The sequence below is a fragment of the Sphingopyxis sp. OPL5 genome (genome assembly GCF_003797775.2).
Taxonomy (GTDB): domain Bacteria; phylum Pseudomonadota; class Alphaproteobacteria; order Sphingomonadales; family Sphingomonadaceae; genus Sphingopyxis.
Genome location: NZ_CP060725.1, coordinates 544,531 through 570,635 on the forward strand (window position 1 = coordinate 544,531; position 26,105 = coordinate 570,635).

29 protein-coding genes are annotated in these 26,105 nt (G+C 65.9%); 10 read left to right on the forward strand and 19 right to left on the reverse strand.

The window, feature by feature from the left end:
- Window positions 1–28 precede the first annotated feature (28 nt).
- Genes EEB18_RS02610 through EEB18_RS02695 form a run of 18 tightly spaced genes read right to left on the reverse strand, consistent with a single transcriptional unit; the run spans window position 29 to window position 16,941 of the window.
- Window positions 29–1,573: an AMP-binding protein gene (locus EEB18_RS02610; protein WP_187140530.1), complete on the reverse strand. Its 1,545-nt coding sequence runs from the start codon at window positions 1,571–1,573 to the stop codon at window positions 29–31.
- Between the two features lies 1 nt (window position 1,574).
- Window positions 1,575–2,777 carry a thiolase family protein gene (locus EEB18_RS02615; RefSeq protein WP_187140529.1) on the reverse strand — a complete coding sequence of 401 codons (1,203 nt, stop codon included), beginning with the start codon at window positions 2,775–2,777 and terminating at the stop codon, window positions 1,575–1,577.
- A gap of 14 nt (window positions 2,778–2,791) precedes the next feature.
- On the reverse strand, window positions 2,792–3,166 hold the full coding sequence (locus tag EEB18_RS02620) for a nuclear transport factor 2 family protein (protein WP_262408079.1): 375 nt from the start codon (window positions 3,164–3,166) through the stop codon (window positions 2,792–2,794).
- A gap of 4 nt (window positions 3,167–3,170) precedes the next feature.
- Window positions 3,171–3,629, reverse strand: coding sequence for a MaoC family dehydratase (locus EEB18_RS02625; RefSeq protein ID WP_187140528.1), 459 nt, complete (start codon window positions 3,627–3,629; stop codon window positions 3,171–3,173).
- Between the two features lies 1 nt (window position 3,630).
- Entirely contained in the window at window positions 3,631–4,410 is a 780-nt protein-coding gene (locus EEB18_RS02630; protein ID WP_187140527.1) for an SDR family oxidoreductase, read from the reverse strand.
- Window positions 4,407–5,585: an acyl-CoA dehydrogenase family protein gene (locus tag EEB18_RS02635; RefSeq protein WP_187140526.1), complete on the reverse strand. Its 1,179-nt coding sequence runs from the start codon at window positions 5,583–5,585 to the stop codon at window positions 4,407–4,409. Before EEB18_RS02635 ends, EEB18_RS02630 begins: the two co-directional genes overlap by 4 nt.
- Window positions 5,582–6,637, reverse strand: coding sequence for an acyl-CoA dehydrogenase family protein (locus tag EEB18_RS02640; RefSeq protein ID WP_187140525.1), 1,056 nt, complete (start codon window positions 6,635–6,637; stop codon window positions 5,582–5,584). The genes EEB18_RS02635 and EEB18_RS02640 overlap by 4 nt, the downstream gene beginning before the upstream one ends.
- A 1-nt stretch (window position 6,638) precedes the next feature.
- On the reverse strand, window positions 6,639–7,544 hold the full coding sequence (locus EEB18_RS02645) for an SDR family oxidoreductase (RefSeq protein ID WP_187140524.1): 906 nt from the start codon (window positions 7,542–7,544) through the stop codon (window positions 6,639–6,641).
- 1 nt (window position 7,545) lies between these two features.
- On the reverse strand, window positions 7,546–8,697 hold the full coding sequence (locus EEB18_RS02650) for an acetyl-CoA C-acetyltransferase (RefSeq protein WP_187140523.1): 1,152 nt from the start codon (window positions 8,695–8,697) through the stop codon (window positions 7,546–7,548).
- A gap of 11 nt (window positions 8,698–8,708) precedes the next feature.
- The gene (locus tag EEB18_RS02655) at window positions 8,709–9,635 is read right to left on the reverse strand and encodes an acyl-CoA dehydrogenase family protein (protein ID WP_187140522.1); all 927 of its coding nucleotides are present in this window, start codon (window positions 9,633–9,635) and stop codon (window positions 8,709–8,711) included.
- A complete protein-coding gene (locus EEB18_RS02660; protein WP_187140521.1) occupies window positions 9,635–10,798 on the reverse strand; it encodes an acyl-CoA dehydrogenase family protein in 1,164 nt (387 codons plus the stop codon). Before EEB18_RS02660 ends, EEB18_RS02655 begins: the two co-directional genes overlap by 1 nt.
- Complete coding sequence (locus EEB18_RS02665) at window positions 10,798–11,547, reverse strand: enoyl-CoA hydratase family protein (protein ID WP_187140520.1); 750 nt, start codon at window positions 11,545–11,547, stop codon at window positions 10,798–10,800. Before EEB18_RS02665 ends, EEB18_RS02660 begins: the two co-directional genes overlap by 1 nt.
- Window positions 11,548–11,551: 4 nt before the next feature.
- Entirely contained in the window at window positions 11,552–12,610 is a 1,059-nt protein-coding gene (locus tag EEB18_RS02670; RefSeq protein ID WP_262408217.1) for an NAD(P)H-dependent flavin oxidoreductase, read from the reverse strand.
- A 12-nt stretch (window positions 12,611–12,622) separates the two neighbouring features.
- Entirely contained in the window at window positions 12,623–13,522 is a 900-nt protein-coding gene (locus tag EEB18_RS02675; protein ID WP_187140518.1) for an enoyl-CoA hydratase, read from the reverse strand.
- Window positions 13,519–14,313, reverse strand: a complete 795-nt coding sequence (locus EEB18_RS02680; protein ID WP_187140517.1) for a CoA-transferase subunit beta — start codon at window positions 14,311–14,313, stop codon at window positions 13,519–13,521. Before EEB18_RS02680 ends, EEB18_RS02675 begins: the two co-directional genes overlap by 4 nt.
- Complete coding sequence (locus tag EEB18_RS02685; protein WP_187140516.1) at window positions 14,313–15,209, reverse strand: CoA transferase subunit A; 897 nt, start codon at window positions 15,207–15,209, stop codon at window positions 14,313–14,315. Before EEB18_RS02685 ends, EEB18_RS02680 begins: the two co-directional genes overlap by 1 nt.
- Window positions 15,206–16,126 carry a VOC family protein gene (locus tag EEB18_RS02690; RefSeq protein WP_187140515.1) on the reverse strand — a complete coding sequence of 307 codons (921 nt, stop codon included), beginning with the start codon at window positions 16,124–16,126 and terminating at the stop codon, window positions 15,206–15,208. Before EEB18_RS02690 ends, EEB18_RS02685 begins: the two co-directional genes overlap by 4 nt.
- 5 nt (window positions 16,127–16,131) lie before the next feature.
- Window positions 16,132–16,941: an SDR family oxidoreductase gene (locus tag EEB18_RS02695; RefSeq protein ID WP_187140514.1), complete on the reverse strand. Its 810-nt coding sequence runs from the start codon at window positions 16,939–16,941 to the stop codon at window positions 16,132–16,134.
- A gap of 134 nt (window positions 16,942–17,075) precedes the next feature.
- Here EEB18_RS02695 and EEB18_RS02700 point away from each other — a divergent pair, with 134 nt between their 5' ends.
- From EEB18_RS02700 to EEB18_RS02740, 9 genes are read left to right on the forward strand one after another with little or no spacing between them, the layout of a single operon-like run.
- Window positions 17,076–18,290, forward strand: coding sequence for an acyl-CoA dehydrogenase family protein (locus EEB18_RS02700; RefSeq protein WP_187140513.1), 1,215 nt, complete (start codon window positions 17,076–17,078; stop codon window positions 18,288–18,290).
- A gap of 11 nt (window positions 18,291–18,301) precedes the next feature.
- Window positions 18,302–19,114, forward strand: a complete 813-nt coding sequence (locus EEB18_RS02705; protein ID WP_187140512.1) for an alpha/beta fold hydrolase — start codon at window positions 18,302–18,304, stop codon at window positions 19,112–19,114.
- A complete protein-coding gene (locus EEB18_RS02710) occupies window positions 19,107–19,601 on the forward strand; it encodes a flavin reductase family protein (RefSeq protein ID WP_187140511.1) in 495 nt (164 codons plus the stop codon). The genes EEB18_RS02705 and EEB18_RS02710 overlap by 8 nt, the downstream gene beginning before the upstream one ends.
- Window positions 19,598–20,398 carry a fumarylacetoacetate hydrolase family protein gene (locus EEB18_RS02715; protein WP_262408081.1) on the forward strand — a complete coding sequence of 267 codons (801 nt, stop codon included), beginning with the start codon at window positions 19,598–19,600 and terminating at the stop codon, window positions 20,396–20,398. The genes EEB18_RS02710 and EEB18_RS02715 overlap by 4 nt, the downstream gene beginning before the upstream one ends.
- 10 nt (window positions 20,399–20,408) lie before the next feature.
- Complete coding sequence (locus EEB18_RS02720; RefSeq protein WP_187140510.1) at window positions 20,409–21,344, forward strand: acetaldehyde dehydrogenase (acetylating); 936 nt, start codon at window positions 20,409–20,411, stop codon at window positions 21,342–21,344.
- Between the two features lie 11 nt (window positions 21,345–21,355).
- The gene (dmpG, locus tag EEB18_RS02725) at window positions 21,356–22,393 is read left to right on the forward strand and encodes a 4-hydroxy-2-oxovalerate aldolase (RefSeq protein WP_187140509.1); all 1,038 of its coding nucleotides are present in this window, start codon (window positions 21,356–21,358) and stop codon (window positions 22,391–22,393) included.
- A gap of 45 nt (window positions 22,394–22,438) precedes the next feature.
- Window positions 22,439–23,317 carry an SDR family NAD(P)-dependent oxidoreductase gene (locus EEB18_RS02730; RefSeq protein ID WP_187140508.1) on the forward strand — a complete coding sequence of 293 codons (879 nt, stop codon included), beginning with the start codon at window positions 22,439–22,441 and terminating at the stop codon, window positions 23,315–23,317.
- Entirely contained in the window at window positions 23,314–23,799 is a 486-nt protein-coding gene (locus EEB18_RS02735) for an Lrp/AsnC family transcriptional regulator (RefSeq protein ID WP_262408082.1), read from the forward strand. The genes EEB18_RS02730 and EEB18_RS02735 overlap by 4 nt, the downstream gene beginning before the upstream one ends.
- 1 nt (window position 23,800) lies before the next feature.
- Window positions 23,801–24,316 carry an Lrp/AsnC family transcriptional regulator gene (locus tag EEB18_RS02740; protein WP_187140507.1) on the forward strand — a complete coding sequence of 172 codons (516 nt, stop codon included), beginning with the start codon at window positions 23,801–23,803 and terminating at the stop codon, window positions 24,314–24,316.
- A gap of 92 nt (window positions 24,317–24,408) precedes the next feature.
- On the opposite strand, the gene EEB18_RS02745 is transcribed toward EEB18_RS02740, so the two are convergent.
- A complete protein-coding gene (locus EEB18_RS02745; protein ID WP_187140506.1) occupies window positions 24,409–25,218 on the reverse strand; it encodes a phytanoyl-CoA dioxygenase family protein in 810 nt (269 codons plus the stop codon).
- A 154-nt stretch (window positions 25,219–25,372) separates the two neighbouring features.
- Here EEB18_RS02745 and EEB18_RS02750 point away from each other — a divergent pair, with 154 nt between their 5' ends.
- A complete protein-coding gene (locus EEB18_RS02750; RefSeq protein ID WP_262408218.1) occupies window positions 25,373–26,089 on the forward strand; it encodes a helix-turn-helix domain-containing protein in 717 nt (238 codons plus the stop codon).
- Window positions 26,090–26,105: the final 16 nt, after the last annotated feature.

A 26,105-nucleotide genomic window follows, 5' to 3' on the forward strand; every position in this document is an offset into this window, starting at 1 on the left:
CGCCCTTCTCTCCTGTAACCTTGGCGCCCTAGCCGGCAGTCGCCCGCAACTCGGTTTTCAAGACCTTGCCCGATGCGTTTGTCGGCAGACTGGTCACGATCTCGAAACTTCGCGGAACCTTGTAATTGGCCATATTCTCGCGGCACCAGCCGCCGAGCGCCGCATCGGACAGCTCGGCGCCGGGCCGGGCGACGATGAAGGCCTTGCCCACCTCGCCCATCCGCTCGTCGGCAACGCCGATCACCGCGACCATCGCAACTCCGGGATGCTGGGCGAGCAGCTTCTCGACCTCCGCCGGATAGACGTTGAAGCCGCCCGAAATATACAGATCCTTCTTGCGGTCGGTGATCCTGACATAGCCATCAGCGTCCATCGTGCCGATATCGCCAGTGTGGAGCCAGCCCGCGCCGTCGATCGCTTCTGCCGTCGCCTCGGGGTCGTCGAGATAGCCTAGCATCACGCCCTGGCCCCGCACGAGGATTTCGCCGGCCGTGCCGCGCGCAAGCTCGCGGCCGCCCTCATCGGCGATGATCACTTCGTTGCCGGGGATCGGGGCGCCGCAGCTGTTCGCGATCAGTTCGACCGGGTCGCCTCGCCGGCAGCCCGTGATGTTGACGCATTCGGTCATGCCATAGGCGGTAATGATGTCGGGCATTCCGAGGATGGTCCGGATCCGCTCGACGAGCACCGGGGGAACGGTCGCGGCCCCCGTCGTCCCGCCGCGAAGCGACGAGACATCGAAGGGCCGCTGCTCATGGCGTGCGAGCAACATCTGGAAGATCGTCGGGGGCCCGGGGAGGAAGCTGATCCTCTCGCGCTCGATGATCGCAATGGCCTCCTCGACCCCGAACTGGCGCATCGGAACCGCGACGGCGCCGACGAGAAGGCAGGCAACCCAGCCCACTTTCATCCCGAAACTGTGGAAGAAGGGATTGGCGATGAGATAGCGTTCGCCTTCGCCGAGACCTGTATTCTCGATCCACACCGCGCATTGCGGCAGCACCCGGCCGTGCGTCATCAGCACGCCCTTCGGCGCCCCGGTCGTCCCGCTGGTGAACAGGATATCGGAGATGGTTTCGGCGTCGATCGTAGCCATCGCCGCGTCGACTGCGTCGTCACCGGGTCCATCGCCGCTTGCCGCAAATGCCTGAAGCCCCTCGTCTAAGAGGATTGTCTCCTCGAGCGCGGGGAGGCTCTCGTCCGCGATGAGCGCCCGATAGTCTATGCCGAGAAATTCCCTGACCGTGAACAGCAGGCGCACGCGGCTACGCCGCAGGATGTCGCCGGCCTCCCGGCCCTTGAGCCGTGTATTGAGCGTCACCACCGCGGCACCGCAGCTCATCGCGGCGATGGCAGCCACGATCCATTCGCGGCTGTTCGGCGCCCAAATCGCGACGCGGTCTCCCTTGCCCACCCCGCGACCGATTAGCGCCGATGCGACGGCACGGCTGCGCGCCCAGAGCTCCGCGAAACTCCAGACATCGCCATCCTCGATCACCGCGGGCAAATCGCCCCAGCGGTCCGACGCCGCGGCCGCGGCATGGGGTATGGTCAGAGGGAGCGGAGACAGCATGTCAGGCGACCTCGAACAACCCGGCCGCGCCCATGCCGCCAGCCACGCACATCGAGACGACGACATATTTCGCGCCGCGCCGCTTGCCCTCGATGAGCGCATGCCCGACGAGACGGCTTCCCGTCATGCCGAAGGGGTGACCAAGCGCGATACCCCCGCCGTTCACGTTGAGAATTTCGGGATCGATGCCGAGCTTGCGCTGGCAATAGATCGCCTGGCTGGCGAAGGCTTCGTTGATTTCGAACAGGCCGATGTCGCCGATCGAAAGTCCCGCGCGCTGCAGGAGCTTGGGAATGGCGAGGACGGGTCCAATACCCATCTCATCGGGCTCGCACCCCGCGACCTGGAAACCGCGATAGACGCCGAGCACCGGAAGGCCCTCCTTCTGCGCCATATCGAGATCCATGACGAGCTGCGCCGAGGCGCCATCGGAAAGCTGCGAGGCATTGCCCGCGGTGATGTGACGCCCTTCCTTGATCTGCATCCCGTCCTTGAAGACCGGCTTCAGCTGGGCAAGGCCTTCGGCCGTCGTGTCGCCGCGCACGCCCTCGTCCGCGGCAAGCGCGACCTCTTCATGACCGGTCTCATTGCCTTCCTTGTCACGCAGCAGCTTGCGGACCGTGATCGGCACGATTTCGTCATCGAACCGGCCGGCCGCTTGCGCCGCGCCTGCGCGCTGCTGGCTGAGCGCCGCGAATGCATCCTGGTCCTCGCGGCTCACCCCGTAGCGATCGGCGACGATCTCTGCGGTCTCGATCATCGTCATATAGGCGTAGGGATCGGCCGCGATGACCGCCTCGGACCGATTGCGATAGCTCGGCGCGAACTTGCCGATCGTCAGCGACACCGACTCCGCTCCGCCCGCGATGGCGAGATCGACCTCGTCGCAGCGGATCGAACGCGCCGCGAGCGCAACCGCGTTGAGCCCCGACGAGCATTTGCGGTCGAGCGAAAAGCCCGCGACGCTGTTCGGAAGCCGCGAGGCATGCACGCTCAGCCGGCCAAGATTATAGCTCTGGGTGTTCCACTGGTTGCCGACGCCGAGATAGACATCGTCGACCCGCGCCGGATCGACCCCCGACCGGTCGAGAACCGCGTTCACCACATGCGCGGTGAGCACCGGAGCCTCGGTATCGTTGAATGCGCCGCGATAGGCCTTGCCGATTGCGGTTCGGGCGGTAGCGACAATTGCTGCGTCACGCATGCTCATCTCCTGGGTCAGGCCGGGACGAAATTCGTCGGGCCGAAATAGGCTTCCATCCGGCTGATCTTTCCGGACTTGTTGAAATGAAAGACGTCGATCACGTCGATCCGCATGGCTTTGCCTTCCCACTCGAGATTGACGTGGAAGGGAAAGGCAACATGGTCGGTGCCGAAGCGTAGCGGGCCATCGAGGGTCAGCTTGGCGCCGCTTCCGACGGTCTGCTCGAAAAAGGGCGCGAACTCGGATCGCCCTGTCTTCGAGGGGCTGTCGACGGGATCCTTCACCACCGCGTGGCTCGCGAAGAGTGCGATCACCGATGCGGCATCTTCGCGCGCGAAACCATCGACATACGCGTGAACCACCGCGGTCATTTCCTCTGGGGTCGGCATCGGCTTACTCCGGATAATAGCGGCTGATCGTGTCGACGACGCAGGCGGGCTTGTCCTCGCCCTCGATCTCGACCGTGATGCGCAGCACCGACTGGATGCCGCCCTTGGCTTCCTCGACCTTCACGATCTCGCCGGTCCCGCGAATGCGCGAGCCGACCCGCACCGGGTTGAGAAAGCGAAGGCGGTCGGTGCCGACATTCACCGCGTGCGAGAAGCCGCGAACGTCGATGAGTTCGGGCAGGAACAGGCTGGCAAGGCTCATCGTCAGATAGCCATGCGCGATCGTGCCGCCGAACGGGCCGTCCTTGGCGCGCTCGACATCGACATGGATCCACTGGTGATCGCCGGTCACCTCGGCGAAACCATCGACCCGGTCCTGTTCGATCGCGAGCCATTCGGTGGGGCCGAGGAGCGTGCCCTCGCTTCCGACCAGGCTCGCCGGGGTCTCGAATATCTTCGGCATATCAGGCTCGCTGGCTGGAGACCGAGAGAATTTCCCCGGTCATGTAGGAGGAGAGATCGGATGCGAGGAAGATCATCACATTGGCGACTTCCCAGACTTCCGCAGGCCGTCCGAAGGCTTCCTGCGCCGAGAGCTTCGCAAGCAGGTCGTCGGTCGTCACCTTGGCGAGGAAGGCGTGCATTGCGATCGACGGCGCGACCGCGTTGATCCGGACGCCATGCTCGGCCGCCTCGACAGCCGAACAGCGGGTGAAGGCCATCACCCCTGCCTTCGCCGCGGCATAATGCGCCTGACCCTTCTGCGCGCGCCAGCCGAGGACCGAGGCGTTGTTCACGACGACGCCGGTCTTTCGCGCATACATCGAGGGAAGGAAGGCGCGGCTCATCCGGAAGACGCTGTTCAGCGTCACGTCGATCACGCGCGACCATTGCTCGTCCGTCATGTCGACGACCGGGACCTCGCCTCCAAGCCCGGCATTGTTGATGAGCACGTCGACGGCACCGAGCGTGGAGAGGCTTGCCGCATGAAGCGCGTCGACCTGGTCCTGCTGCGTCACGTCGCAGACGAAGGTCGCGGGCTTCACGCCGGTTTCGTCGCCGATGCGCTCGGCCGCCTCACCGAGACGCCGCTCATGGAAGTCGCTGATCAGGACAGTGGCGCCCTCCTCGGCGGCGCGCTTCGCGGCGGAAAAACCGATGCCGGTGCCGGCGGCGGCGGTCACGACGACCGTTTTTCCCTTCAGCAGCCCGCGCGGCTCGGGATAGGCTGGAATGCTGGTCATATGTCTCCCCTCGGTTCGCGCGGAAGCCCAAGGCCGCGTTCGGCGATGATGTTGCGCTGGATCTGGTTGGTGCCGCCGTAGATCGTGTCGGCACGGGCGTAGAGGAACAGGTTGGGCAGCATCGGGAAGACATAGTCTTCACCGGCCGCCAGCTCGCCAGCCTGTCCGAGCACATCCATGGCGAGCTCGCCGAGCGAGCGGCGCCAGGTGGACCACTGGATCTTGTAGGTGAGCGCGGCTCCGCCCGTCGCACCGCCTTCTCCTCCCGAAAGCATGCGCAGCGCGCCATAGCGCATGAGCCGTAGCCCGATCTCGGCTTCGGCGATGCGCTGGCGGATCAGCGGATCGGCCGCGGCCCCGTTCGCCCGCGCCGCGGCGATGATCGCGTCGAGCTCGTTGCGAAACTGCATCTGCTGGGCGAGCGTCGAGACGCCGCGCTCGAAGGCGAGCAGGCCCATCGCGATCTTCCAGCCCTCGCCCGGGGCGCCGATCAGGCTGTCGGCCGGACAGCGGGCCTCGGTGAAGAAGGTCTCGTTGAACTCGGCCTCGCCGTTGATCTGCCGGATCGGCCGGATCTCGATACCCGGCTGATCGAGCTCCATCATCAGGAAGGTCAGGCCCTTCGGCCCCTTGGTGCCAGGCTCGCTCCGCGCAACGACGAAGATCCAGTCGGAAAATTGCGCAAGGCTCGTCCATATCTTCTGCCCGTCGACGATCCATTCGCCGTCGTCGAGCCGCGCCTTGGTACGCACAGCGGCAAGATCGGACCCTGCGCCAGGCTCTGAATAACCCTGGCACCATATGCTCGTGCCCGCCGCTATGCCTGGGAGGAAGCGCTGCTTCTGCTCCTCTGTGCCAAAGGCGAGGATGGTCGGGCCGGCCAGCTCGACGCCGATATGATTGATCCGGTTGGGCGCCCCGGCGCGTGCATATTCCTCCGCGAATATCACCTGCTCGGTGAGCGTCGCGTCGCGACCGCCCCAGGCCTTCGGCCACCCGATGCACGACCAGCCGTGCCGGGCGAGCTGCTGCTCCCATTCGCGCCGGCGCTCCGCCTTGTCGACGAGATTGGTGATGCCGCGGATGTCCGCGAACTCGCCCGCCATCTGGCCTTCGAGCCATGCGGCGCATTCGGCGCGGAACGCCTCTTCCTCCGCTGAAAAGCCGAGCCTCATGCCGCTTCTCCAAGTACAAGCGACGCGACCTGTTCGCGGTGCCAAGCGCCGCTCCCGAGCGCCGACTGGATGGCGCGCGCGCGTTTGAAAAAGAGATGCGCGTCATGCTCCCAGGTGAAGCCGACGCCCCCGTGAAGCTGGATCATGTCCGAAGCACAGCGAAAGAAGGTGTCGGCGGCGAAGCTTTTGGCGGCATGGACGGCGATCGCAGCCTCGTCGCTCCCCTCGTCGAGCGCGCAGGCTGCCCAATAGACCGCCGAGCGCGCCTGTTCAATGTCGACCACCCGGTCGGCGAGGCGGTGCTTATAGGCCTGGAACGATCCGATCGCGCGCCCGAACTGCTTGCGCTCGAGCGAATAGGCAACGGTGCGGTCGATCGCGGCCTGCGCGCCGCCAAGGGCCTCGGCGGCAAGCGTGATCCATCCGGCCCGCAGCGCGGCGGCCCGGCCCGCCGCTCCGTCGGCCAGCCGGTCGGCCCTGACCCCCGCAAGCTTCAGCGCGGCGAGCGGCCGCGTCTGGTCCATGGTGAGGAAGGTCTCGATCTCGACGCCCGGCGCACCGGGGTCGACGATCCATGCGTTCGCCTGCCCGAGCAGGAGAAGCAGATCGCCATGCGCGCCATAGGCGACAAAACGGCTCTCGCCCGACAGCAGATCGCCGCTCCCCTCGCGAACGAATTCGGCCGCGCAGGCCGGGACGACGCTGCCTTCGGCCAACCGCGGAAGCCATTCGGCTTTCTGCTCTTCGCTTCCGCCCGCCAGCAAGGCTGCGCTCACCATCGCGAGGCCGGGAAGCGGAATGGCGGCAACCTGCGCGCCCGCAGCTTCCGCGACACATGCAAGTTCGATCATCCCGAGACCGGCACCGCCATAGGCTTCGGGAAGCGCAAGTCCGGCAAGCCCCATCTCGGTCGAGAAGCCCGTCCAGAGCGGACGGTCGAAACCACCGCGCTCCATCGCCTCGCGGGTCGCCTCGCTCGAAGCTCGCTCGCCGAAGAAGGCCTGCGCCGTCTCCGCGATCATCTGCTGTTCGTCGGTGAGCGCGAATTCCATGTCAGGCGCTGCCCCAGACCTTCCGGGGCGCGACGCGTGCCGCCAGCAGCGTGTCGACCGCGCCCCCGACGTCGGACGGCTCCCACCGGGCGCCGGGATCGACATAAGGGCCTTCGCGCCAGCCGTCCTCGAGCATGATCTTGCCGCCTTCGAGTTCGAAGACGCAGCCCGTCACATGCGCACTGGCACCGCTTCCGAGCCAGACCACGGTCGGAGCGACATTGGCCGGGTCCATGGCGTCGAACGCCGCGGTCTCGGTCGCCATCTTCTCTGCGAAAGCCTGTTCGGTCATGCGCGTGCGCGCCGCCGGGGCAAGGGCGTTCGCGGTGATGCCGTACCGCCCGAGCTCCGCCGCCTGGACGAGCGTGAGCGCGGCGATGCCGCCTTTCGCCGTCGAATAGGCGGCCTGCGCGATGCTGCCCTGAAGGCCCGCGCCCGAGGTGGTGTTGATGATGCGCGCGTCGGGGTTGATGCCCGCCTTCTGCTTGCCGCGCCAATAGTCGACCGCATGGCGCGCGACGCAGAAATGGCCGCGCAGATGGACATGCATCGTCGCGTCCCATTCGTCGAGCGTCGCCGAGACGAACATGCGGTCGCGCACGATGCCGGCGTTGTTGACCACGACATGCAGGTCGCCGAACGCGGCGACCGCTGCATCGACGATCCGCTTCGCCGCGTCCCAGTCGGTAATGTCTTCATAATTGGCGACCGCCTGGCCGCCAGCCGCGACGATCTCGGCGACGACGCCGTCGGCTGCGCTGGTGTCGCGTCCCTCTCCGCCGAGCGAGGCCCCGATGTCGTTGACGACGACATTGGCACCCTCGGCGGCAAACGCGAGCGCATAGGCGCGTCCCAGGCCGCGCGCAGCGCCGGTAATGATGACGGTCCGTCCTTCGCAAATGCCCATCTTACAGCCTTTCGATGATGGTGACGTTGGCGAGACCGCCACCCTCGCACATGGTCTGCAGACCGTAGCGGCCGCCGGTGCGCTCGAGTTCGTGGAGCAGCGTCGTCATGAGCTTGGCACCCGTCGCGCCGAGCGGATGGCCGAGCGCGATCGCGCCGCCGTTGACATTGACCTTGTCGAGGTCGGCATCGAGCTCCTTCGCCCAGGCGAGCACGACGCTCGCAAAGGCCTCATTGATTTCCACGAGGTCGATGTCCGAGAGCTTGAGCCCGGTCTTCTGAAGCGCATGACGCGTCGCCGGGATCGGCGCGGTGAGCATGAAGATCGGGCTGTCGCCGCGGACCGTCAGGTGGTGAATGCGCGCCCTCGGCTTGAGGCCATGGTCTTTGACCGCCTGCTCGCTCGCGATCAGCAGCGCGGCGGCACCATCCGAGATCTGGCTCGATACCCCAGCCGTGATGATCCCGCCTTCGCGAACGGTCCGGAGGCCGGCGAGCCCTTCGCGCGTCGTCCCGCGGCGAACGGTCTCGTCCATCCTGAAGTCGCCGACGGGAAGAATTTCGCGATCGAACCGGCCCTCGTCGATCGCGCGCCCGGCGCGGGCGTTCGAATGAAAGGCGAATTCTTCCATGTCTTCGCGGCTGATGTCCCAGTTCGCCGCAATCTTCTCGGCCGCGTAGATCTGGTTGACTTCCTCGCCGCCGTAACGCGCGTTCCACGCCGGCGACGTCGAGAATGGCGTGTCGAAGCCATAGGCCTGCCCCGCATACATCGCCGCGGAAATCGGAATGGCGTTCATATTCTGGACGCCGCCCGCGACGACGAGATCCTGCGTTCCACTGAGTACGCCCTGGGCGGCGAAATGGACTGCCTGCTGGGACGAGCCGCACTGGCGGTCGATCGTGACGCCGGGAACCGCCTCGGGAAGCCCGGCCGCCAGCCAACAGCTCCGCCCGATGTTGCCCGCCTGCGAGCCGACGGCGTCGACGCAGCCCCAGACGACATCGTCTACCGCCAGCGGGTCGATACCGGTCCGCTCGATGAGCGCCTTGATCGGGAGCGCACCGAGATCGGCCGAGTGCCACTCGGCAAGACTGCCCTTTTTCTTGCCCGTCGGGGTGCGGATCGCGTCGACGATATATGCTTCGCTCATTCTGTCTTCCTTCAATCGAATGTGTGGGCCGGGCCGACGGGATGCGCGCCGCCAAGGACGGCGGCGTCGACGCGCGCGAGGTGGAAGGCCCGCGATCCCCAGGCGCCGGCGAGCGCCCAGGCGCGCTTCATCCAGAAATGGAGATCGACCTCATAGGTGTAGCCCATCGCGCCATGGACCTGGATCGCGGTCTCAGCCGTGAGCATCGCCGCGTCAGTGGCCGCGACCTTCGCGTGACTGACATGGACCGGAGCGCTCGCAAGGCGGTTGTCCAGCGCATCCGCGGCGCGCCACACGACGGGCTTCGCGAACTCGATCGCGACCGAGCAGCTCGCAAGCTGGTGCTTGATGGCCTGGAAGGCGCCGATCGGCTGGCCGAACTGGGTGCGGATCTTCGCATATTCGGTCGCCTGCTCGAGCATCGCACCGGCGATGCCGACCAGCTGCGCGGCGCTCATCAAGGCCCCGAGATCGAGAAGATAGGGATCATCCTCGCCGCTGCCCCGGGCGAGCTTGCGCAGCGGATCGACGCTTTCGAGCGGCTCGCCGTCGGCGTCGGCAACCCAGGGATTGATGCTGTGCGGGATCGCGATCTTGCGGTCACCGGTGAGCACGGCGGAGAAATCGGCCGTATCGCAAATCTCGGCAAGCCACGGCACACCGACGAACGCCGTGTCGACGAGCGGCTCGGCGACGCAGGCACGGCCGCATTCGGCCGCGATCAGCACCGCGTCGACGAGGCCCATCCCGAGCCCGCCCTGGTCCTCGGGAACGAGAAGCCCGGTAAGACCCATCTCGACGAGGCCGTTCCAGATGGCAGGATCGCGCGCGCCCTCGGCATCGAGGCGCCGCAGCACCTCCGGCCCGTGCGTTCCGGTGAGATAATCGCGAACGCTGTCGGCGAGCATCAGCTGGTCTTCGGTGAAACGGAAATCCATCAGCCGGCTCCTACGCGCGGAAGGCCGAGCAGGCGTTCGGCGGTAATGTTGCGCTGCACTTCGTTCGAACCGGCATAGATTGGCCCCGAGAGCGAAAAGATATAACCCTCGAGCCACTGGTTCATGCTGCCATCGGCAAAGCGCTTGAGTTCCGCTGCTGCGCCCAGAAGTTGCAGCGCCGTGCGGTGCATCGAGCGATCGAGTTCGGACCAGAAGATCTTGTTGAGGCTCGCCTCGGCGCCGATCTTCCCGCCCGCCATGATCTTCGCAGCCACGGCATAGGTGTTATAGGCATAGGCTTGCGCCGCGCCCCACGCCTGGACCACCGCTTCGCGCGCCGCGGGCGAGGCCTCGGCCTCATGCTGGCGGTAGAGATCGACGAGACGCTTCGCCGTCGCCTGGAAGCGGCCGGGCGAGCGGAGCATCAGGCCCCGTTCGAATCCCGCAGTCGCCATTGCGACATTCCAGCCTTCGCCCTCGCCCGCGAGCCGGTTCTCCACCGGCACCCGCACTTCGTCGAAGAAGAGTTCGGCAAAGCCGGTATCGCCATGAAGCTGCCGGATCGGACGCCGGGTGATGCCCGGCGTATTGAGATCGAAAAGGATGAAGGTCAGCCCCTTGTGGCGCTTGCTCTCGGGATCGGTCCGGAAGATGCCGAAGCCCCAGTCGGCGAAAGCGGCGCGGCTCGACCAGGTCTTCTGGCCTGTCAGGACATAATGGTCGCCGTCCCGAACCGCGCGCGACTGGATCGCCGCCATGTCGGACCCTGCGCCGGGTTCGGACCAGGCCTGCGCCCAGATGAGCTCGCCGCGCGCCATCGGCGGCAGGAAGCGCGCCTTCTGCTCGTCGGTGCCGAATTCCATGATCGTGGGGCCCAGAAGGAAGATGCCATTCTGGTTCGCGCGATTGGGGCCGCCGGCGCGGAAATATTCCTCCTCGAAGATCAGCCACTGGATGAGGTCGACGCCGCGCCCGCCATAAGCCTCGGGCCAGGTGACCATCCCCCAGTTGCCGCTCGCGAGCGTGCGCTCCCATTCGACATGCTGGTCGAAGCCCTCGCGGCATTCGAGCGTGACGAGCGGCTCCTTCGGTACATGCGCTTCCATCCAGGCGCGCACTTCGGCCCGGAAGGCCTTCTGCCCTTCGGTATAATTGAGATCCATCAGAAACTCGCCGCCTTCCCGGTTTCCACAAAGGCGTCGCGGCTCTTCTGCGAGTCCTCATGCATGTACATTTCGAGCGTGAACCCCTGCTCCCAGCGGTAGCCGCGGTCGACGTCGCGCGCCTCGAGCCCGTTCAGCGCCTCTTTCGCGATCACCAGCGCCTTGCGGCTCTTCGAGGCGACGACCGCGCAGAAGGCGCGCGCCTCGTCCTCCAGATCGTCGCGCGGCACGACTTTCTCGACAGCGCCAAGGCGGTAGGCTTCTTCCGCGGGGATATTGCCGCCGGTGAAGAAGGCGGCCCGGACCTTGTGGAGCGGCAGCATGCGCGAAAGATGGCTCGCACCGCCCATCGCGCCGCGGTCGACCTCGGGTAGCGAGAAATAGGCATCGTCGGCGGCGATGATCGTGTCCGACGCGCCGCAAATGCCAATGCCGCCGCCGATCACGAACTTGTGCGCCGCGACGACCACGGGGATCTCGGCATCGCGGATCGCCTTGAAGGTCAGATAATTGCCGCGGTTGAGGATCGTGATGCGCTCGGGATGCGCCTGCATCTCCTTGATATCGACCCCGCCGCAAAAGCCGCGGCCTTCGGCGCGGATCAGGATGCAGTTGACCTCGGAATTGCGGCTCGCCGCAGTGACGATGTCGGGGATCGACATCCATGTGGCGCTGTCGAACGCGTTGACCGGCGGCACGTCGAAGACGATCTCCGCGACGCGGTCCTTGATGATGGTTTCAATGCCCATGAAGTCAGTCCTTGCTGCAAAGCGCGGCGAGCCGGTCGCGCGCATCGATTTCGATCGACCGGAGAAGATCGGCCGAGGGCGGAAGATCCGCGAGGCGTCCGGCGACCACGCCGGTGGCCATGAGCCCATTTTCCGCGTCGCCAGCGACGACCGCGCGCTGGATCATCATCGGCGCGGCGGCTGCCATCATGGCCTGCGCCAGCGGCATCTCGCCGTGGCTGGTCATGCCGCGCGCCGCAGCCAGCACTTCGCCCCAGCTCATTCCGGTCTGGCGCTTCATCTCGAGGCCGGCCTCGGCCGCGCGCTTCCACATCGCGATGCGGCCCGACGCCTCGATCCGCTTGAGGAGCGGGTTCAGGATCATGCGCTGCGGAATTCCGTCGACCTTCGTCGATACCGCGATGTCGCCGGTTCCGGCGCAGACATAGGCGGCCTTCGGTGCGGGCGGCACAGGGCTTTCGGCCGTCATCAGGAAGCGCGTCCCCATCGCGATCCCGCACGCGCCATAAGCAAGCGCCGCCGCGAGGCCGCGTCCGTCGCCGAAGCCGCCCGCCGCGACGACGGGTACGCCCACCGCGTCGAGAACCTGCGGCAGCAGCACGGTCGTCGGCACGGCGCCGGTGTGTCCCCCGCCCTCGCCACCCTGCACGGTCACCATCTCGCAGCCGAGCTGGACCATTTTTTCGGCATGTTTCACCGCGCCCACGGTGGGGATGCAGAGGATGCCGGCATCGCGGAAGCGGCCGATCATCTTGGCGTCGGGCCCGCGCCCGAAACTCACCGCCCGCACCCGGTCGGCATTGGCGATGATGATGTCGACAATCTCGGCGGCGCCCGGCTGGAAGCTGTGAAAGTTCACCCCGAAATTATGCGGCGTCATGTCCTTCAGCCGCGCGATCGCCTCCCCGAGCTCCGCGGGCTTCATCACCGCGCCGGCGAGGAAGCCGAACGCGCCGCCATTGCTCGTCGCCGCGACGAGTGCCGGGGTCGCGATCCAGCCCATCGCGGTCTGGATCACGGGCAGGCGGCAGCCGAGGCGCCGCGTCAGCGCGGTATCGAGCACGTCAGCCAAGGGTCAGCCCTCGCCCGCTTGCTTCTTGTTGGCCTTCGCCATCGCCGACCCGTCGAGGCCGCCGAGCGAATTGCCGCTGACCAGATCGTTCTGCGCGTGCGCGAAATGATGCATGTGGAAGACCGCATCCATCGCGGTCCGCTTGCCGCGCAGATCTTCGACATGATTGAAGGCCTGCTTGGTGAGCCAGTTGCCGAGGCGCGGGCGCGTCGCGAGTTCCTGCGCGATCTTCGAGGTTTCCTCGCGGAGCGTCTCGCGCGGGAAGAGGCGGTTCACCATGCCGAACTGGTAGGCGCGCGCGGCCGGCATGCGTTCGCCGAGAAGGAGGAATTCCTTCGCGACGCGCGGCGGCAGCTCGAAGCCATGTGCGAAATATTCGACCCCGGGGATGCCCATGCGGTTGACGGGATCCTGGAAGAAAGCGTCTTCCGACGCGATGATGAGATCGCAGACCCAGGCGAGCATCAGCCCGCCCGCGATGCAGGCCCCCTGCACCATGGCGATCGTCGGCTTGGGGAGATCGCGCCAGCGGCGGCACATGCCGAGATAGACTTCCTGCTCGCGCGTGTAGAGGAGCTCTGCGCCCGGCCGGGTCGTGTGATCGCCGAACACAAGCTTGCGATCGAACGGCACGAGATGGTCGCGGCCGGGTGTGCCGATGTCATGCCCGGCGCTGAAATGCTTGCCCTCGCCGGCAAGCACGATGACCTTGACCGCGTCGTCGTCGACGGCGCGCCGGAATGCCTCGTCGAGCGCATAGGTCATCTGGCTGTTCTGCGCATTGTTGAACTGCGGCCGGTCCATGATGATCCACGCCACCGGCCCGTCGGTCTCGTAGCGGATCGGCGTGTCGGTTTCGTAGACGGGGTTCTGGTCCTGGCGCGGGACGAGTGCGTCGCTCATGCTGCGGCCCTCCTTGCTGGCGGATTGTCCTTGATGACGCTCGCCCGGAAATTATGCGGGTCGAGACGGTCGATGATGGCGAGGGCTTCCTCGCCGGGGAGCGGTGTTTCGGAAAGTTCGCCGCGTTCGAGCCCGAAGCCGGTGGCCTCCTGCACTTCCTCGAAGGTGACGCCGGGATGCAGCGACACGACGCGCGGGGCATGATCGGCGCCGCCGAAATCGATGACGCAGAGGTTCGTCACCATGCAGCGAAGGTCGATGCCCGAATAATTGCCGCCCTCGATGCGCTTTGCGGGATTATATCCCGCGCTCGAGACCATATCGACCTCGCCGGCGACGAAGACGCGCGGACTGTGCGCCGGCACGAACATCGAATTGGCGTGGTAAATGGAGTTGCCGGGAAAGCCGCGAACGCCGAGCATCTGCGTCTTCGGCTGATGGTGGGTGCCGCCGAGCTGCGAGAGGTTGGTCTGACCGAAGCGGTCGATCTGCGTCGGGGTGACCATCGCGTGGCGCCGGCCGCTCCAGACCGCGCTGTCGAAGAAGCGCGAAAAGGGAAGATGACCCGCGAACTTCACCTGATAGTCGCCGCGCGGGCCGAGCGGCACCGGCTGTTCGACGAGATAGGCCTCGCCGTCGGTCATCATGAGACCGGGCGAATGGGTGAGCTTCGCAAGCCCCGCACCGATGCGCGGCACCGGGCCGATGCCGGTCGCGACGATCTCGCGGTCGGTACGAAATGCCTCGGAGCAGGCGAAAATGCATAGTTCTGCCAGAGTGATATCGCGCATCAGAATATCGGCAGCGCCAGAGCCGCTACCGCCTCCTTTCCACCAACCGATTCCAGATAGGCCGCCTCGTCGGAGCCGACGAACCGGCCGGCAACCGCCTGCCAGTCGCCCGGGTCCTTCGCGGCGTCCGCGTAAGCCTTGAGGGCCTTCATGTCCCAGCCATAGGCCGGCGGCATCGAGCTTGGATGCGCGCCGCAGGGAATTTCGACGACGCCGGTCACAAAGCAGCGCTCGAAGACATTCGCCTTCGCATCGTCCGGATAATGATCCTCCATCCCGTCGACCAGTTCCTCGCACGAGAGGTAGGTCGCGGCCGCGGCCTTGGCGAACCATTCGTCATAATAGACGTCGGGTCCGAAGAGCTGGACGTTGCCGCGCCAGTCGGACCGGTTGACGTGGAGCAGCGCCGCGTCGAGTTTCAGGGCCGGCATCGCGATGAGGGTCTCGCCGTCATCATAGGGCGAGCGCACCGTTTTCAGCCCGCCGAGCGCGGCAAGGTCGGTGCCGAGGCCGACACGTGTCGGCAGGAAAGGCAGACCGAAGGCCGCAGCCTTGAGGCCCCACTGGAACATGCCCTCGTCGACTTCGAGAACCTCGAGCTGGCCCGCCTCGCGGGCCTTGCGAAACCAGGGCTCGAGCGGGATGGCGTCGAGCGACACGAAGGCGAAGACGAGCTTCTTCACCTTGCCCGCCGCGCAGAGCATGCCGACGTCGGCGCCGCCATAGGCAACGATCGTGAGGTCCTTGAGATCCGAACGGAGGATCTCGCGAACTAGCGCCATCGGCTTGCGCCGCGGTCCCCATCCGCCGATGCCGATCGTCATGCCGTCCTTGAGACGGCCGACGATGTCGGCGGCCGTCATGCGCTTGTCGAGCGCCGGTGCCTGCCCGCTCATCCTGCTGCCTCCTGTTCCTTCATGGCTTTTTGCCATGCCCATTCATGGCCCCATGTGCTGATCGCCTCGTGCCGCGTCGTCTCCCAGCTCGCCGGGTCGATGACGAGGCTGTCGCAGCCGATCTCGAGATCGAAGCCGCCGGGCGTCTGGACATAGAAGCCGGTGGTTTCGTCGTTCATGTGGCACCCGAGCGTGGCCGACTCGGCATATCCAAGCGCCTTCATCCGGTCGTGGGCCTTGCCCACCTCGTTGAGCGTCGGCATCTCGAGCATGATATGGACCGCGCCCGATGGCGGCACCGGTCCTTCGCCGAAGGCGATGCTGTGATGCCGTCCATTGTCCGCGTGGAGGAAGGCGAAGCCCATCGAGGGCCCCTCGGGGCCGAAAAGCTGGAAGCGCGGCATGTCGGTTTCGTGGAAACCGAGAACATCGCGGTGGAAAGCGACCGTCTCGTCGAAATTGGGGGCCGAGAAAACGGCATGGCCCATGCCCATCGGCCCCGTCACGAAGGCCGGTACGCCCTTCGGTGAGACGAAAGCGGCATCGGTGCGGCTGTCGCCATGGAAGAGTTCGATAGTGTTGCCCGCGGGATCGCTTGTGCGCAGCAGCGCGGCGACGCCGCGGAGCCGGGCCTCTTCCGCCGAGGCGATCTCGACGGGCCGGCCGGCGTCGCGGATCGCGCCTGCAAGACGATCGAGCTCGGCCGCGTCCGCGACCTCATAGCCCGCGGCAAGGAAATATTCGCGCGCGCCGGTCTCGATCCGGAAGCGGAAAGGCCGCGCGTCGATCCGGTAGAGCGCGGCCCCGTCTTCGGCGTCGGGCGCACGCATCACGCCCGCGAGCTCGGTCAGGAATTCGTCCCATTTTTCGGGCTGGGCGGTCTCAATAACCACATAGCCGAGCGCCTTGATTGCCATTGCCGTCAGTTTCCTTTCAAAAGTTCGAGAAAGAGCGGCCGTTCGCCGCCGCCGTCGACATTGAGGCGCGCACCGCTTACCCAGCGGGCCGCGTCGGACGAGAGCCAGAGCACGGCGCCGGCGATGTCGTCGCCATCGCCGAACCGACCGAGCGGGATCGAGCCCGCGATCCGCGCCTGCGATGCCTCGCTGCCATAGGTGGCCTCGGTGGTCTCGGTCGCCATCAGGCCGGCGATGATCGCGTTCACGCGGACGCCCTGTCCGCCCCATTCCTGGGCGAGGCTCTGGGTCAGGCTGACCAGCCCCGCCTTTGCGGCGCCGTAGACGGCCGTCCCCGGCGAAGGACGCTGCGCCGAGACGCTCGCGATATTGACGATGCTCCCGCCCTTCCCGGCCATGTGGCGGAATGCAGCCTGCGAGAGCGTGAGCGGCGCCAGCAGGTTGAGCCGGAGGATCGCCTCGTGAAAGCGCGGCGAACCGGCCTCGGCCGGGCTTGCCGGCGAGCCGCCGGCATTGTTGACGAGAATGTCGAGGGCGCCCTGGTCGGCAGCGACCGCGTCGACGAAGGCCACCGCCGCCTCAGGGTCGCGAACATCGACCTGGTGGAAGCTCACGCCATCGGGGAGATCAGCGGGTGCATTTCGTCCGCAGGTCGCGACACGGCAACCCGCGTCGGCGAGTCGCGCGACGACCGCACGCCCAAGGCCTCGCGTACCGCCGGTGACGATCGCGCTTCTCCCTTTGAAATCGAACTCTTGCCGGCCTTCCAAAGCCCTCTCTCCAATTTTAGGCACCAATTTCACGAATTGCCGCATTTTTTGCCTTCCAAAACTCACTATACGATAATTTTGACGTTTTCAATTGACGATTTGCGTATTCTGTGAGACTTATTTTTACGAAGAGGCGGCGCCACGACAGAAAGCCCGCCGGGAATACGGAGAGAATGGCGATGGCAACCTTGCAGGCTGATACGAACCCGACTGGCGCGATTCCCGATCCCGCCGAGCTTGTTGCGCGCGCTCGTGCGATGATTCCGACGCTCAAAGCGCGCGCACGCCAGTGCGTCGAGGCCCGCGACGTTCCTGTCGAGACGATCGCAGAGATGCAGGAAGCCGGCTTCTTCCGCATCCTGCAGCCGCGCCGCTGGGGCGGCTATGAGATGCACCCCAATGTTTTCTTCGATGTGCAGAAGGCGCTTGCCGAGGGCTGTATGTCGACAGGCTGGATGTATGGCGTCGTCGGATGCCACCCTTATGAACTCGCGCTCTTCCACGACGAGGCACAGCGCGAGGTCTGGGGCGAGGATACGGCGATGCTCGCCTCTTCCTCCTATCAGCCCGTCGGCAAGGTCACGCGGGTCGAAGGCGGCTTCCGCCTCTCGGGCCACTGGGGTTTTTCGACCGGTTCGGTGCATTGCGGATGGGTGCTGCTCGGTGCGCTCGTTCCCCCCGCCGAGGCCGGCGGACCGCCCGACATGCGGACCTTCCTCATTCCGCGCAGCGACTACCGGATCGAACGCGACGCCTGGAAGGTGTTCGGCCTTCAGGGAACCGGCAGCCACGACGTCATCGTCGAGGATGTGTTCGTGCCCGAATATCGCACCCACCGTGCGATCGACGGTTTCCTTTGCCAGAATCCCGGCCAGGCCGAGAACGACGCCCCGCTCTATCGCCTGCCCTGGGCGCAGGTCTTTACGCGCTCGGTTTCGACCGCGGCGTTCGGCGGCGCCCGCGCGGCCGTCAATGCGGCGCTTGCCATCATGAAGGATCGCATCTCGACCAACACGGGCAAGGCATCGAAGGCCGATCCGATGCTCCACGCCGCGATCGCCAAGGCGCATGCGCAGATCGTCGAAATGGAAGCGACGCTCCGCCTGACCTTCGACGAGCTGATGCGCTACGCCGAGGCCGGCGAGGATATCCCGATGGAGAAGCGGGCCTTCTTCACCTACCAGTCCTCGACCGTTGTGCGGCGTCTCGCCGAGCTCACCGACGGCATGGTCCAGCTCCTCGGCGGCCGCGCCATCTATATGACCAGCGAGATCATCCAGCCCTGGCTCGACCTTCACGCCGGCCGCGCGCACGTCGCGAACGATCCCGCGAACCGAACCGGCGATGTCGTGGGCACGATCCTCGGCGAAGCGCCGGCCTTCAACTTCCTCTGAGGAGCGACGCGATGACCGAGATCAAGGAAGCGGCCTACGACGTCGCCGGCGGGCACCGGATCCACATCAAGGAAGCGGGCAGCGGTCCCGCCCTTGTCTTTCTTCACGGAAGCGGACCCGGCGCGTCGGGCCTTTCCAACTTCCGGCAGAATGTCGAGGCGTTCGTCGCGGCCGGCTACCGCGTGATCCTTCCCGATCTTCTCGGCTATGGCGCATCGTCGAAGCCCGACGACGTCGACTATACGCTGACGCTTTTCACCGACACGCTGAAGGAAGCGCTCTTGGCGCATGGCGTCGCGAAGGCGACGCTCGTCGGCAATTCGCTCGGCGGCGGCATCGCGATCCAGATGGCGCTCGACGATCCCTCCTTCGTCGACCGGCTCGTCCTGATGGCGCCCGGCTGCATCGAGGAGCTACCCGTCTATTTCGCGATGCCCGGCATCGCGAACATGAAGTCCGCGTTCGGCAGCCCCGAATTCTCGCTCGAGGACCAGCGCCGGCTCGGCGAAAGCCTCGTCTACGACAAGCGCCATATCACCGACGCGCTCGTCGCCGAGCGCTACGCGGTCGCGAAAACCCAGTCCAAGGATGTGCTTGCGCGCATGCGCACGCACAATGTGCAACCACGCCTCGGCGAACTCGCCATGCCGATCCTCCTCTTCTGGGGTCACAACGAGACCTTCATGCCGCTCAGCGGCATCGGCTATTTCATGGACGCCTGCCCCGATGTGCGGTGCATTACCTTCAACAAGGTCGGGCACTGGGTCCAGGTCGAGCGCGCCGACGAGTTCAACCGGCACGCGATCGAATTCCTCCGTGCCTGAGGGCTATCCCGAAATTCCCGAAGACGTGCCGCAGATATTCCGCGCGGCGATGCGGCGGCTCGCCGCCTCGGTCTCGATCGTCGTCGCCAAGGGCGACGACGGCCCGGTCGGCATGGCGGCGACCTCGATCACGTCGCTGACGGTCGATCCGCCGGCGGTGCTCGTCTGCGTGAACCGGGCGACGAGCCTCCACGCACTGCTCGTCCCGACTGCGCCCTTGTCGGTCAATCTTCTCTCGCGGCACCAGCAGGATGTTTCGGCGGCCTTCGGCGGCGGCGTGCCGCGCGAGCAGCGCTTCGGGATCGGCGGCTGGTACGAGGGCGGCAACGGTCTCCCCGCGCTCGAGGGCGCGCAGGCCAATCTGTGCTGCGTCATCGACGCGATGCTGGCCTACGGCACCCACAGCATCGTCATCGCCCGCGTGCTCGAAGCCCGCATTAGCGACGACGTCGCCCCACTCATCTACCAGGACGGAGCCTATCTGTGAGCGCCAGTGAAGCGTTGAACGCGCAATTGTCGGACGAGCTTTATGCCGCGCTCCGCGAGCGGCGAACCGTCGCTCCGCTCATCGAGCGCCATCCCGAACTCACGATCGACGACGCCTATGCCATCTCGCTCGGGGCGCTCGCGCGCCGGACCGCCGACGGCGAGCGTGTGGTCGGCAAGAAGATCGGCGTCACATCGAAAGCCGTGCAGGACATGCTCGGCGTCCATCAGCCCGACTTCGGCTTTCTCACCGACCGCATGTGGATCGAAGGCGCGATCGACATCGACAAGGCGGGGCTCATTCAGCCGCGCGCCGAGGCCGAGATCGCCTTCGTGCTGAAGTCGTCGCTCGCAGGACCCGGGGTCACCGCGGCCGATGTGATCGCTGCGACCGACTATGTCGCGCCCTGTTTCGAGATCGTCGACAGCCGCATCAGCGACTGGAAGATCGGAATCGTCGACACGGTTGCCGACAATGCCTCGTGCGGCGTCTTCGTCATCGGCGAGGCGCGCCTCGATCCCGCGGGCCTCGATCTTCCGAACCTCCATGTCGCGGTCATCAAGAATGGCCGGCCGCTCTCCGAAGGTTATGGCCGCGCCGTCCAGGGCGATCCCGCGCAGGCGGTGGCCTGGCTCGCGAACACGCTCGGCGCCTATGGCGTCACGCTCGATGCGGGCGATGTGATCCTGTCGGGCAGCCTCGTGCCGCTCGAGCCCGCCCGGAAGGGCGACAATTTCGAAATGATCCTCGGCGATGGCCACCGCACGGTCGGCCAGTGCATCGCGCGCTTTGAATGAAGGAATGGCAATGACCCGCGTAAAGGCAGCCATCATCGGCTCGGGCAATATCGGCACCGACCTGATGATGAAGATGATCAAATATCCGCAGAATATGGAACTTGCCGCCGTGGTCGGCATCGATGAAGCCTCCGAAGGGCTCGCGATGGCGCGCTCGCATGGCATCGCGACGACGCACGAAGGCATCGAGGGGCTGAAGCGCCTCCCCTGCTATTCCGAGATCGGCATCGCCTTCGATGCGACGAGCGCCTACGCCCACAAGGTCCACGACGAGGCGCTGCGCGCCGACGGCATCCAGGTCGTCGACCTAACGCCCGCCGCGATCGGCCCCTTCACCGTGCCACCGGTCAATATGGAGGCGAACCTCGACCAGCCCAACGTCAACATGGTGACGTGCGGCGGCCAGGCGACGATCCCGATGGTCGCCGCCGTGAGCCAGGTCGCCAAGGTCCATTATGCCGAGATCGTCGCCTCGGTGTCCTCGCGCTCGGCGGGACCCGGCACGCGCGCCAACATCGACGAGTTCACCCGCACCACCGCGCGCGCCATCGAGGTCGTCGGCGGCGCCGACAAGGGCAAGGCGATCATCATCCTCAACCCCGCCGAGCCGCCGATGATCATGCGCGATACGGTCTTCACCCTCTCCGAGGGCGCCGACGAGGAAGCGATCCGTGCCTCGGTCGAGAAGATGGTCGCCAAGGTGCAGGAATATGTACCGGGCTACCGGCTGAAGCAGCAGGTGCAGTTCGAGCGCTACGGCGACAACAACCCGGTCAAGATCCCGGGGCTCGGCGAGTTCACCGGGATCAAGACGATGATCCTGCTCGAGGTCGAGGGCGCCGGCGACTATCTGCCGAGCTACTCGGGCAATCTCGACATCATGACCGCCGCCGCCAAGGCCACGGGCGAGCTGCTCGCCGCGCGCCGCCTCGCCGCCGCCGCCTGAGGAGCAAGACCATGGCCAGTTTCGACGTTGCCGCGGGCAACAAGCTTTACATCCAGGACGTCACGCTGCGCGACGGAATGCACGCGATCCGCCACATGTACGGTCTGGAGCATGTCCGCGCGATCGCGAGCGCGCTCGACCGCGCCGGCGTCGACGCCATCGAGGTGGCGCATGGCGACGGTCTGTCGGGCACGAGCTTCAACTATGGCTTCGGTGCCCATACCGACTGGGAATGGCTGGAAGCGGTTGCCGAGGTGCTCGAGAAGAGCGTGCTCACGACGCTCATCCTGCCCGGTCTCGGCACCGTCGAGGAGCTGCGCCGCGCCTATGATCTCGGCGTCCGATCGGTTCGCGTTGCGACCCACTGCACCGAGGCCGATGTCGCGAAGCAACATATCGGCATCGCGCGCGATCTCGGGATGGACGTTTCCGGCTTCCTTATGATGAGCCATATGATTCCGGCCGAGGCGCTCGCGCAGCAGGCGCTGCTGATGGAAAGCTATGGCGCGCACTGCGTCTATGTCACCGACAGCGGCGGCGCGCTTGATATGGACGGGGTGCGCGAGCGCCTCCGCGCTTATGACGCGGTCCTCAAACCCGAGACGCAGCGCGGGATGCACGCGCATCACAATCTGTCGCTCGGCGTCGCCAACTCGATCGTCGCTGCGCAGGAGGGCGCGGTGCGCATCGACGCGAGTCTCGCCGGGATGGGCGCCGGCGCCGGCAATGCACCGCTGGAGGTGTTCATCGCCGCTTCCGAACGCAAGGGCTGGAACCATGGCTGCGACGTGATGGCGCTGATGGATGCCGCCGAAGACCTCGTCCGTCCGCTCCAGGACCGCCCGGTGCGCGTCGACCGCGAGACGCTCGCGCTTGGCTATGCCGGCGTCTATTCGAGCTTCCTTCGCCACGCCGAGAAGGCGGCCGAGACCTACGGCCTCGACACGCGCGAGATCCTCGTCGAACTCGGGCGCCGCAAGATGGTCGGCGGCCAGGAGGACATGATCGTCGATGTCGCGCTCGACATGCTGAAGGCGCGCACCGCCTGAGGCGATCGACCGAAACCAAAGATAAAACGGGATGAGGAGAGAGAAGTGGCTGGCCAGAATGACAAGGTAGCGCTCGTGACCGGCGCAAGCCGCGGCGTGGGTGCCGGCATCGCCAGAGGTCTCGGCGAGCTTGGCTATACCGTCTATGTGACGGGCCGCTCGGTCCAGTCGAGCAGCGCCGTCGGCTGGGACGGCAGCACGCTGCCGGGCACGATCTCCGAAGTCGCCGCGGCGGTAACGTCGCTTGGCGGCCACGGCATCGCGGTCGCCTGCGACCATAGCAATGACGAAGATGTCGCGGGCCTCTTCAGCCGGATCGAAGTCGAGAGCGGCCGGCTCGACCTTCTCGTGAACAACGCCGCCTATATCGATCCCGAGCTCATCGCGCAGAAGCCCTTCTGGGAGAAATCGCTCGATGCACAGAAGATCATCGATGTCGGCCTGCGCTCCTCCTATGTCGCGAGCTGGCACGCGGCGAAGATCATGGTCGCGCAGGGATCGGGGCTCATTGCCTTCACCTCCTCCTTCGGGGCGAGCTGCTACATGCACGGCCCCGCCTATGGCGCCCAGAAGGCCGGCATCGACAAGCTTGCGCACGACATGGAACATGATCTTCGCGGCACCGGCGTCGGCGCGGTCTCGATCTGGCTCGGGCCGCAGGTCACCGAACGATCGCAGATCGCGAAGGACGCCGAGCCCGAGAAGTTCGAGGCTTTCATGGCGGTCGCCGAAAATCCCGAGTTCACCGCGCAGATCCTCGATGCGATCGCGCGCTCGCCGCGCCTTGCCGAGCTATCGGGCGAGACGCTGATCGGCGCCGAGATTGCGAAAGAGCTCGGGGTCACCGACCGCGGCGCCGAGCGCCCCTCCTATCGCGAGATGCTGGGAAGTCCGCGGCAGAAGAACCCGGCGGCAGTCTATTGAGCCGCGAGGTGGGGGCGAACGGCCAGGTCAAGAGCATCGACCGCGACATCGTCGCGGAGCTTCAGCGCAACGGGCGCGCTACCAACCAACAGATCGCCGAGCGGCTCGGCCTCACCGCAACGACGGTCGCCGGCCGCATCCGGCGCATGGAGGGGGCGAACCTGCTGCGCGTGGTGGCCGTCTCCGATTTCACTGCGCATGGCTATTCGCTGCTCATGCAGGTGATGATCGAGGTCGAAGGCCGCCCCGCGAGCGACGTGATCGAGGAGCTGGCGCGCTTCCCCGAGGTCTTTGCTGCCCATCAGGTGACCGGCCGCTACGATATCGACATGCTCGTTGCGCTTCGCGATGTCGATGAGCTCGCGCCGCTCGTGCTCGAGAAGATTTCGCAGGTGAGCGGGATCCGGTCCGCGGTGCCGTCGATTGCGGTCGATATCGTCAAATATCAGTTCGACGTGGCCCCGATCGGTGGAGAGAGCTGAGATGAGAGCCGCTCAACTCGACGCCCTCGACATGCAGCTCATCGACCTGCTCGGAACCGATGCACGCATCTCGAACCGCAAGATCGCCGCCGAACTCGGGGTGACCGAGGGAACGGTTCGCGGGCGCATCCGCCGCCTCCAGCAGGAGGGCCTCATTGCCTTCACCGCGATCCGCGGGCTCGAGGTCACCGACCGCTCGCGCATGGCCTTCGTCCGCGTCCAGGCCGAGATCGAGCATGTCCGGCGCATCGCCGGCGAGATCGCGACGATGCCCGAGGTGAATGCCGTCCTCATCATGATGGGGCAGTTCAACATCCTCACCATGTGCATGTTCAGCGAGCTCGACGATCTCTTCCATCTGGCTTCGGACCAGATCCTGTCGATCGACGGCGTTCATCATGTCGAGACCTCGATCGTCGTCCGCACCATCAAATATGATGCGCGCATCGCGCGTATCACGGCTGTGCAGGAGGACGATGCGGAGGAGGCGTCAAATCCGGCAAGGGAGACGGCATAGCCCGCTCACCGAACGACCGGCTCGCTTGCCCCCTCTTTTGATTGCCCCGCCCTGACCGGTCTCGGGCAAGCCCCCTGACCCAGCCGATGCTTTCACATCGCGTCCCCGAAAAGGACCGGGAAGCGCTCGGCGGGAAAAGCTTCGTTGGGAACGAGGCCATCGAGATCCTCGCCGTAGCTCGGACCGCCGGAATAGCGCACCGTCGCGTCCATGAGATTGACCAGATAGGCCCAGCGCCAATGCGGACCGCGGAACGCCGGTCCGCCGTGAACGGTGAGATCGCCATGGATGGTCGCGTCACCCGCCCTCATCGCCGGGACCGGAGAAGGCGGACATTCCGTCGCGAGCCACGGGTTTTGCGCCAGCACGTCCTCGCTGTCGAGAAGCGTGCGGCCGAGCGGTCCCTTATGGTGCGAGCCGGAAAGAAAGGACATGCCGCCGCCATTCGCCGGCAGGTCCGTGAGCGCGAACCAGATATTGACCAGACCCGTCCGATCGAAGGCGCCGTGGGGAAAGTCCTGATGCCACGGCGTCGACTTGCCCCCCTGCTCTGCCGGCGGCTTGACCAGCACCTCGTCGTTGAAGAAGCGGACGGGATGATCCCGCATCAACCGGGATATGTTCCGAGCCAGCCGAGGCGAGTGCGACAGCTGCTCCATCATCGGTTCGACGCGCCACATGCCGAGATAATTGCGCAGGATGTCCTTATATTCCGCGAAGACATCGTCCTCTGCGCCGCCCCCTGCTCCGGTCGAGACGAGGGCGTCTGCGCCCATCACATCCCGGGCACGCTCGAACAGACGGCCGGCTAGTTCCGGGGGAATAAGGCCCGGGACGTAGACCCAGCCCTGCTCCCGAAACGTCGTGAGCTCTTCGTTTGTCAGATCCCTGACCGCTTCCATCCCGTCACGCTCCACGTCAATTTCTCTTGCCCCATCGATGCGTGCATTGAGCCCGCATCACAATCTGGCGCAGCTCCGGAACTTCATGGTATGAAATGTTTCTTTCACATGATGATGGTTTCGGAAAATGGCCGGCAATAGCCCAGTTGTGACGATGATCCTCAGCGAGCTGAGAAGCGCCCGCAAGCGAAGCGGTATCTCGATCGACCGGATCGCACGGCAGATGGGTGTCTCGGAGCCCACCGTCTCGCGGTGGCTACGCGGGCAGGCGCTTACCGTCGACGCGCTCGATCAACTATGCGTCTGTATCGGCACCGATCTCAAAACCCTGATCGAGCAGGCCAGCGATCCCGGCACGGATCGGCTGTCGCTCCGGCAGGAGCGCATTTTGGCCGCCGACCGGCGGCTGTCCCTCCTGTTCTTTCTGATCCTGAACGGCGCACAGCGGGAGTCGCTCGAACGCGATTTCGCGATCGAGCCGGAGCGGTGCGAAGATCTCGTCGAAAGGCTGGCGCGCCTGGGGCTGGTCGCAAAGACGAGCAGCGGACGCCTTCGCCCTCTCGTCAGCAGATCGGTTCGCTGGCAGCCTGGCGGACCGCTCGCAACGGCATTCGAGCAAACGGTGATGTCGATGATGTTGGGCCCCGGCTTCGGGAGGGAGGGCACGCACTATGTCTCGCAATTCGCGCTCCTTGACGAGGAAGGCCGCGAATATGTGTTTTCCCGGTTCGAGGCGCTTTGCGAAGAGATTCTGCGGGGACCCGGTTATGTGGGGCATCCCTCGCAAGACCGGCAGTGGAGTTCGCTCTTCATGATGACCCGCCCGATCGGGATCGCCGAAATGCAATCATGGATGGAGGCCGACGAGTAAGGAGCGGTTCCGGACC

Coding starts and splice junctions, on each gene's coding strand:
- EEB18_RS02610 (WP_187140530.1), bottom strand. CDS start 1,573: ATGCTGTCTCCGCTCCCTCTGACCATACCCCATGCCGCGGCCGCGGCG.
- EEB18_RS02615 (WP_187140529.1), bottom strand. CDS start 2,777: ATGCGTGACGCAGCAATTGTCGCTACCGCCCGAACCGCAATCGGCAAG.
- EEB18_RS02620 (WP_262408079.1), bottom strand. CDS start 3,166: ATGCCGACCCCAGAGGAAATGACCGCGGTGGTTCACGCGTATGTCGAT.
- EEB18_RS02625 (WP_187140528.1), bottom strand. CDS start 3,629: ATGCCGAAGATATTCGAGACCCCGGCGAGCCTGGTCGGAAGCGAGGGC.
- EEB18_RS02630 (WP_187140527.1), bottom strand. CDS start 4,410: ATGACCAGCATTCCAGCCTATCCCGAGCCGCGCGGGCTGCTGAAGGGA.
- EEB18_RS02635 (WP_187140526.1), bottom strand. CDS start 5,585: ATGAGGCTCGGCTTTTCAGCGGAGGAAGAGGCGTTCCGCGCCGAATGC.
- EEB18_RS02640 (WP_187140525.1), bottom strand. CDS start 6,637: ATGGAATTCGCGCTCACCGACGAACAGCAGATGATCGCGGAGACGGCG.
- EEB18_RS02645 (WP_187140524.1), bottom strand. CDS start 7,544: ATGGGCATTTGCGAAGGACGGACCGTCATCATTACCGGCGCTGCGCGC.
- EEB18_RS02650 (WP_187140523.1), bottom strand. CDS start 8,697: ATGAGCGAAGCATATATCGTCGACGCGATCCGCACCCCGACGGGCAAG.
- EEB18_RS02655 (WP_187140522.1), bottom strand. CDS start 9,635: ATGGATTTCCGTTTCACCGAAGACCAGCTGATGCTCGCCGACAGCGTT.
- EEB18_RS02660 (WP_187140521.1), bottom strand. CDS start 10,798: ATGGATCTCAATTATACCGAAGGGCAGAAGGCCTTCCGGGCCGAAGTG.
- EEB18_RS02665 (WP_187140520.1), bottom strand. CDS start 11,547: ATGGGCATTGAAACCATCATCAAGGACCGCGTCGCGGAGATCGTCTTC.
- EEB18_RS02675 (WP_187140518.1), bottom strand. CDS start 13,522: ATGAGCGACGCACTCGTCCCGCGCCAGGACCAGAACCCCGTCTACGAA.
- EEB18_RS02680 (WP_187140517.1), bottom strand. CDS start 14,313: ATGCGCGATATCACTCTGGCAGAACTATGCATTTTCGCCTGCTCCGAG.
- EEB18_RS02685 (WP_187140516.1), bottom strand. CDS start 15,209: ATGAGCGGGCAGGCACCGGCGCTCGACAAGCGCATGACGGCCGCCGAC.
- EEB18_RS02690 (WP_187140515.1), bottom strand. CDS start 16,126: ATGGCAATCAAGGCGCTCGGCTATGTGGTTATTGAGACCGCCCAGCCC.
- EEB18_RS02695 (WP_187140514.1), bottom strand. CDS start 16,941: ATGCGGCAATTCGTGAAATTGGTGCCTAAAATTGGAGAGAGGGCTTTG.
- EEB18_RS02700 (WP_187140513.1), top strand. CDS start 17,076: ATGGCAACCTTGCAGGCTGATACGAACCCGACTGGCGCGATTCCCGAT.
- EEB18_RS02705 (WP_187140512.1), top strand. CDS start 18,302: ATGACCGAGATCAAGGAAGCGGCCTACGACGTCGCCGGCGGGCACCGG.
- EEB18_RS02720 (WP_187140510.1), top strand. CDS start 20,409: ATGACCCGCGTAAAGGCAGCCATCATCGGCTCGGGCAATATCGGCACC.
- dmpG (WP_187140509.1), top strand. CDS start 21,356: ATGGCCAGTTTCGACGTTGCCGCGGGCAACAAGCTTTACATCCAGGAC.
- EEB18_RS02740 (WP_187140507.1), top strand. CDS start 23,801: ATGAGAGCCGCTCAACTCGACGCCCTCGACATGCAGCTCATCGACCTG.
- EEB18_RS02745 (WP_187140506.1), bottom strand. CDS start 25,218: ATGGAAGCGGTCAGGGATCTGACAAACGAAGAGCTCACGACGTTTCGG.
- EEB18_RS02750 (WP_262408218.1), top strand. CDS start 25,373: ATGATCCTCAGCGAGCTGAGAAGCGCCCGCAAGCGAAGCGGTATCTCG.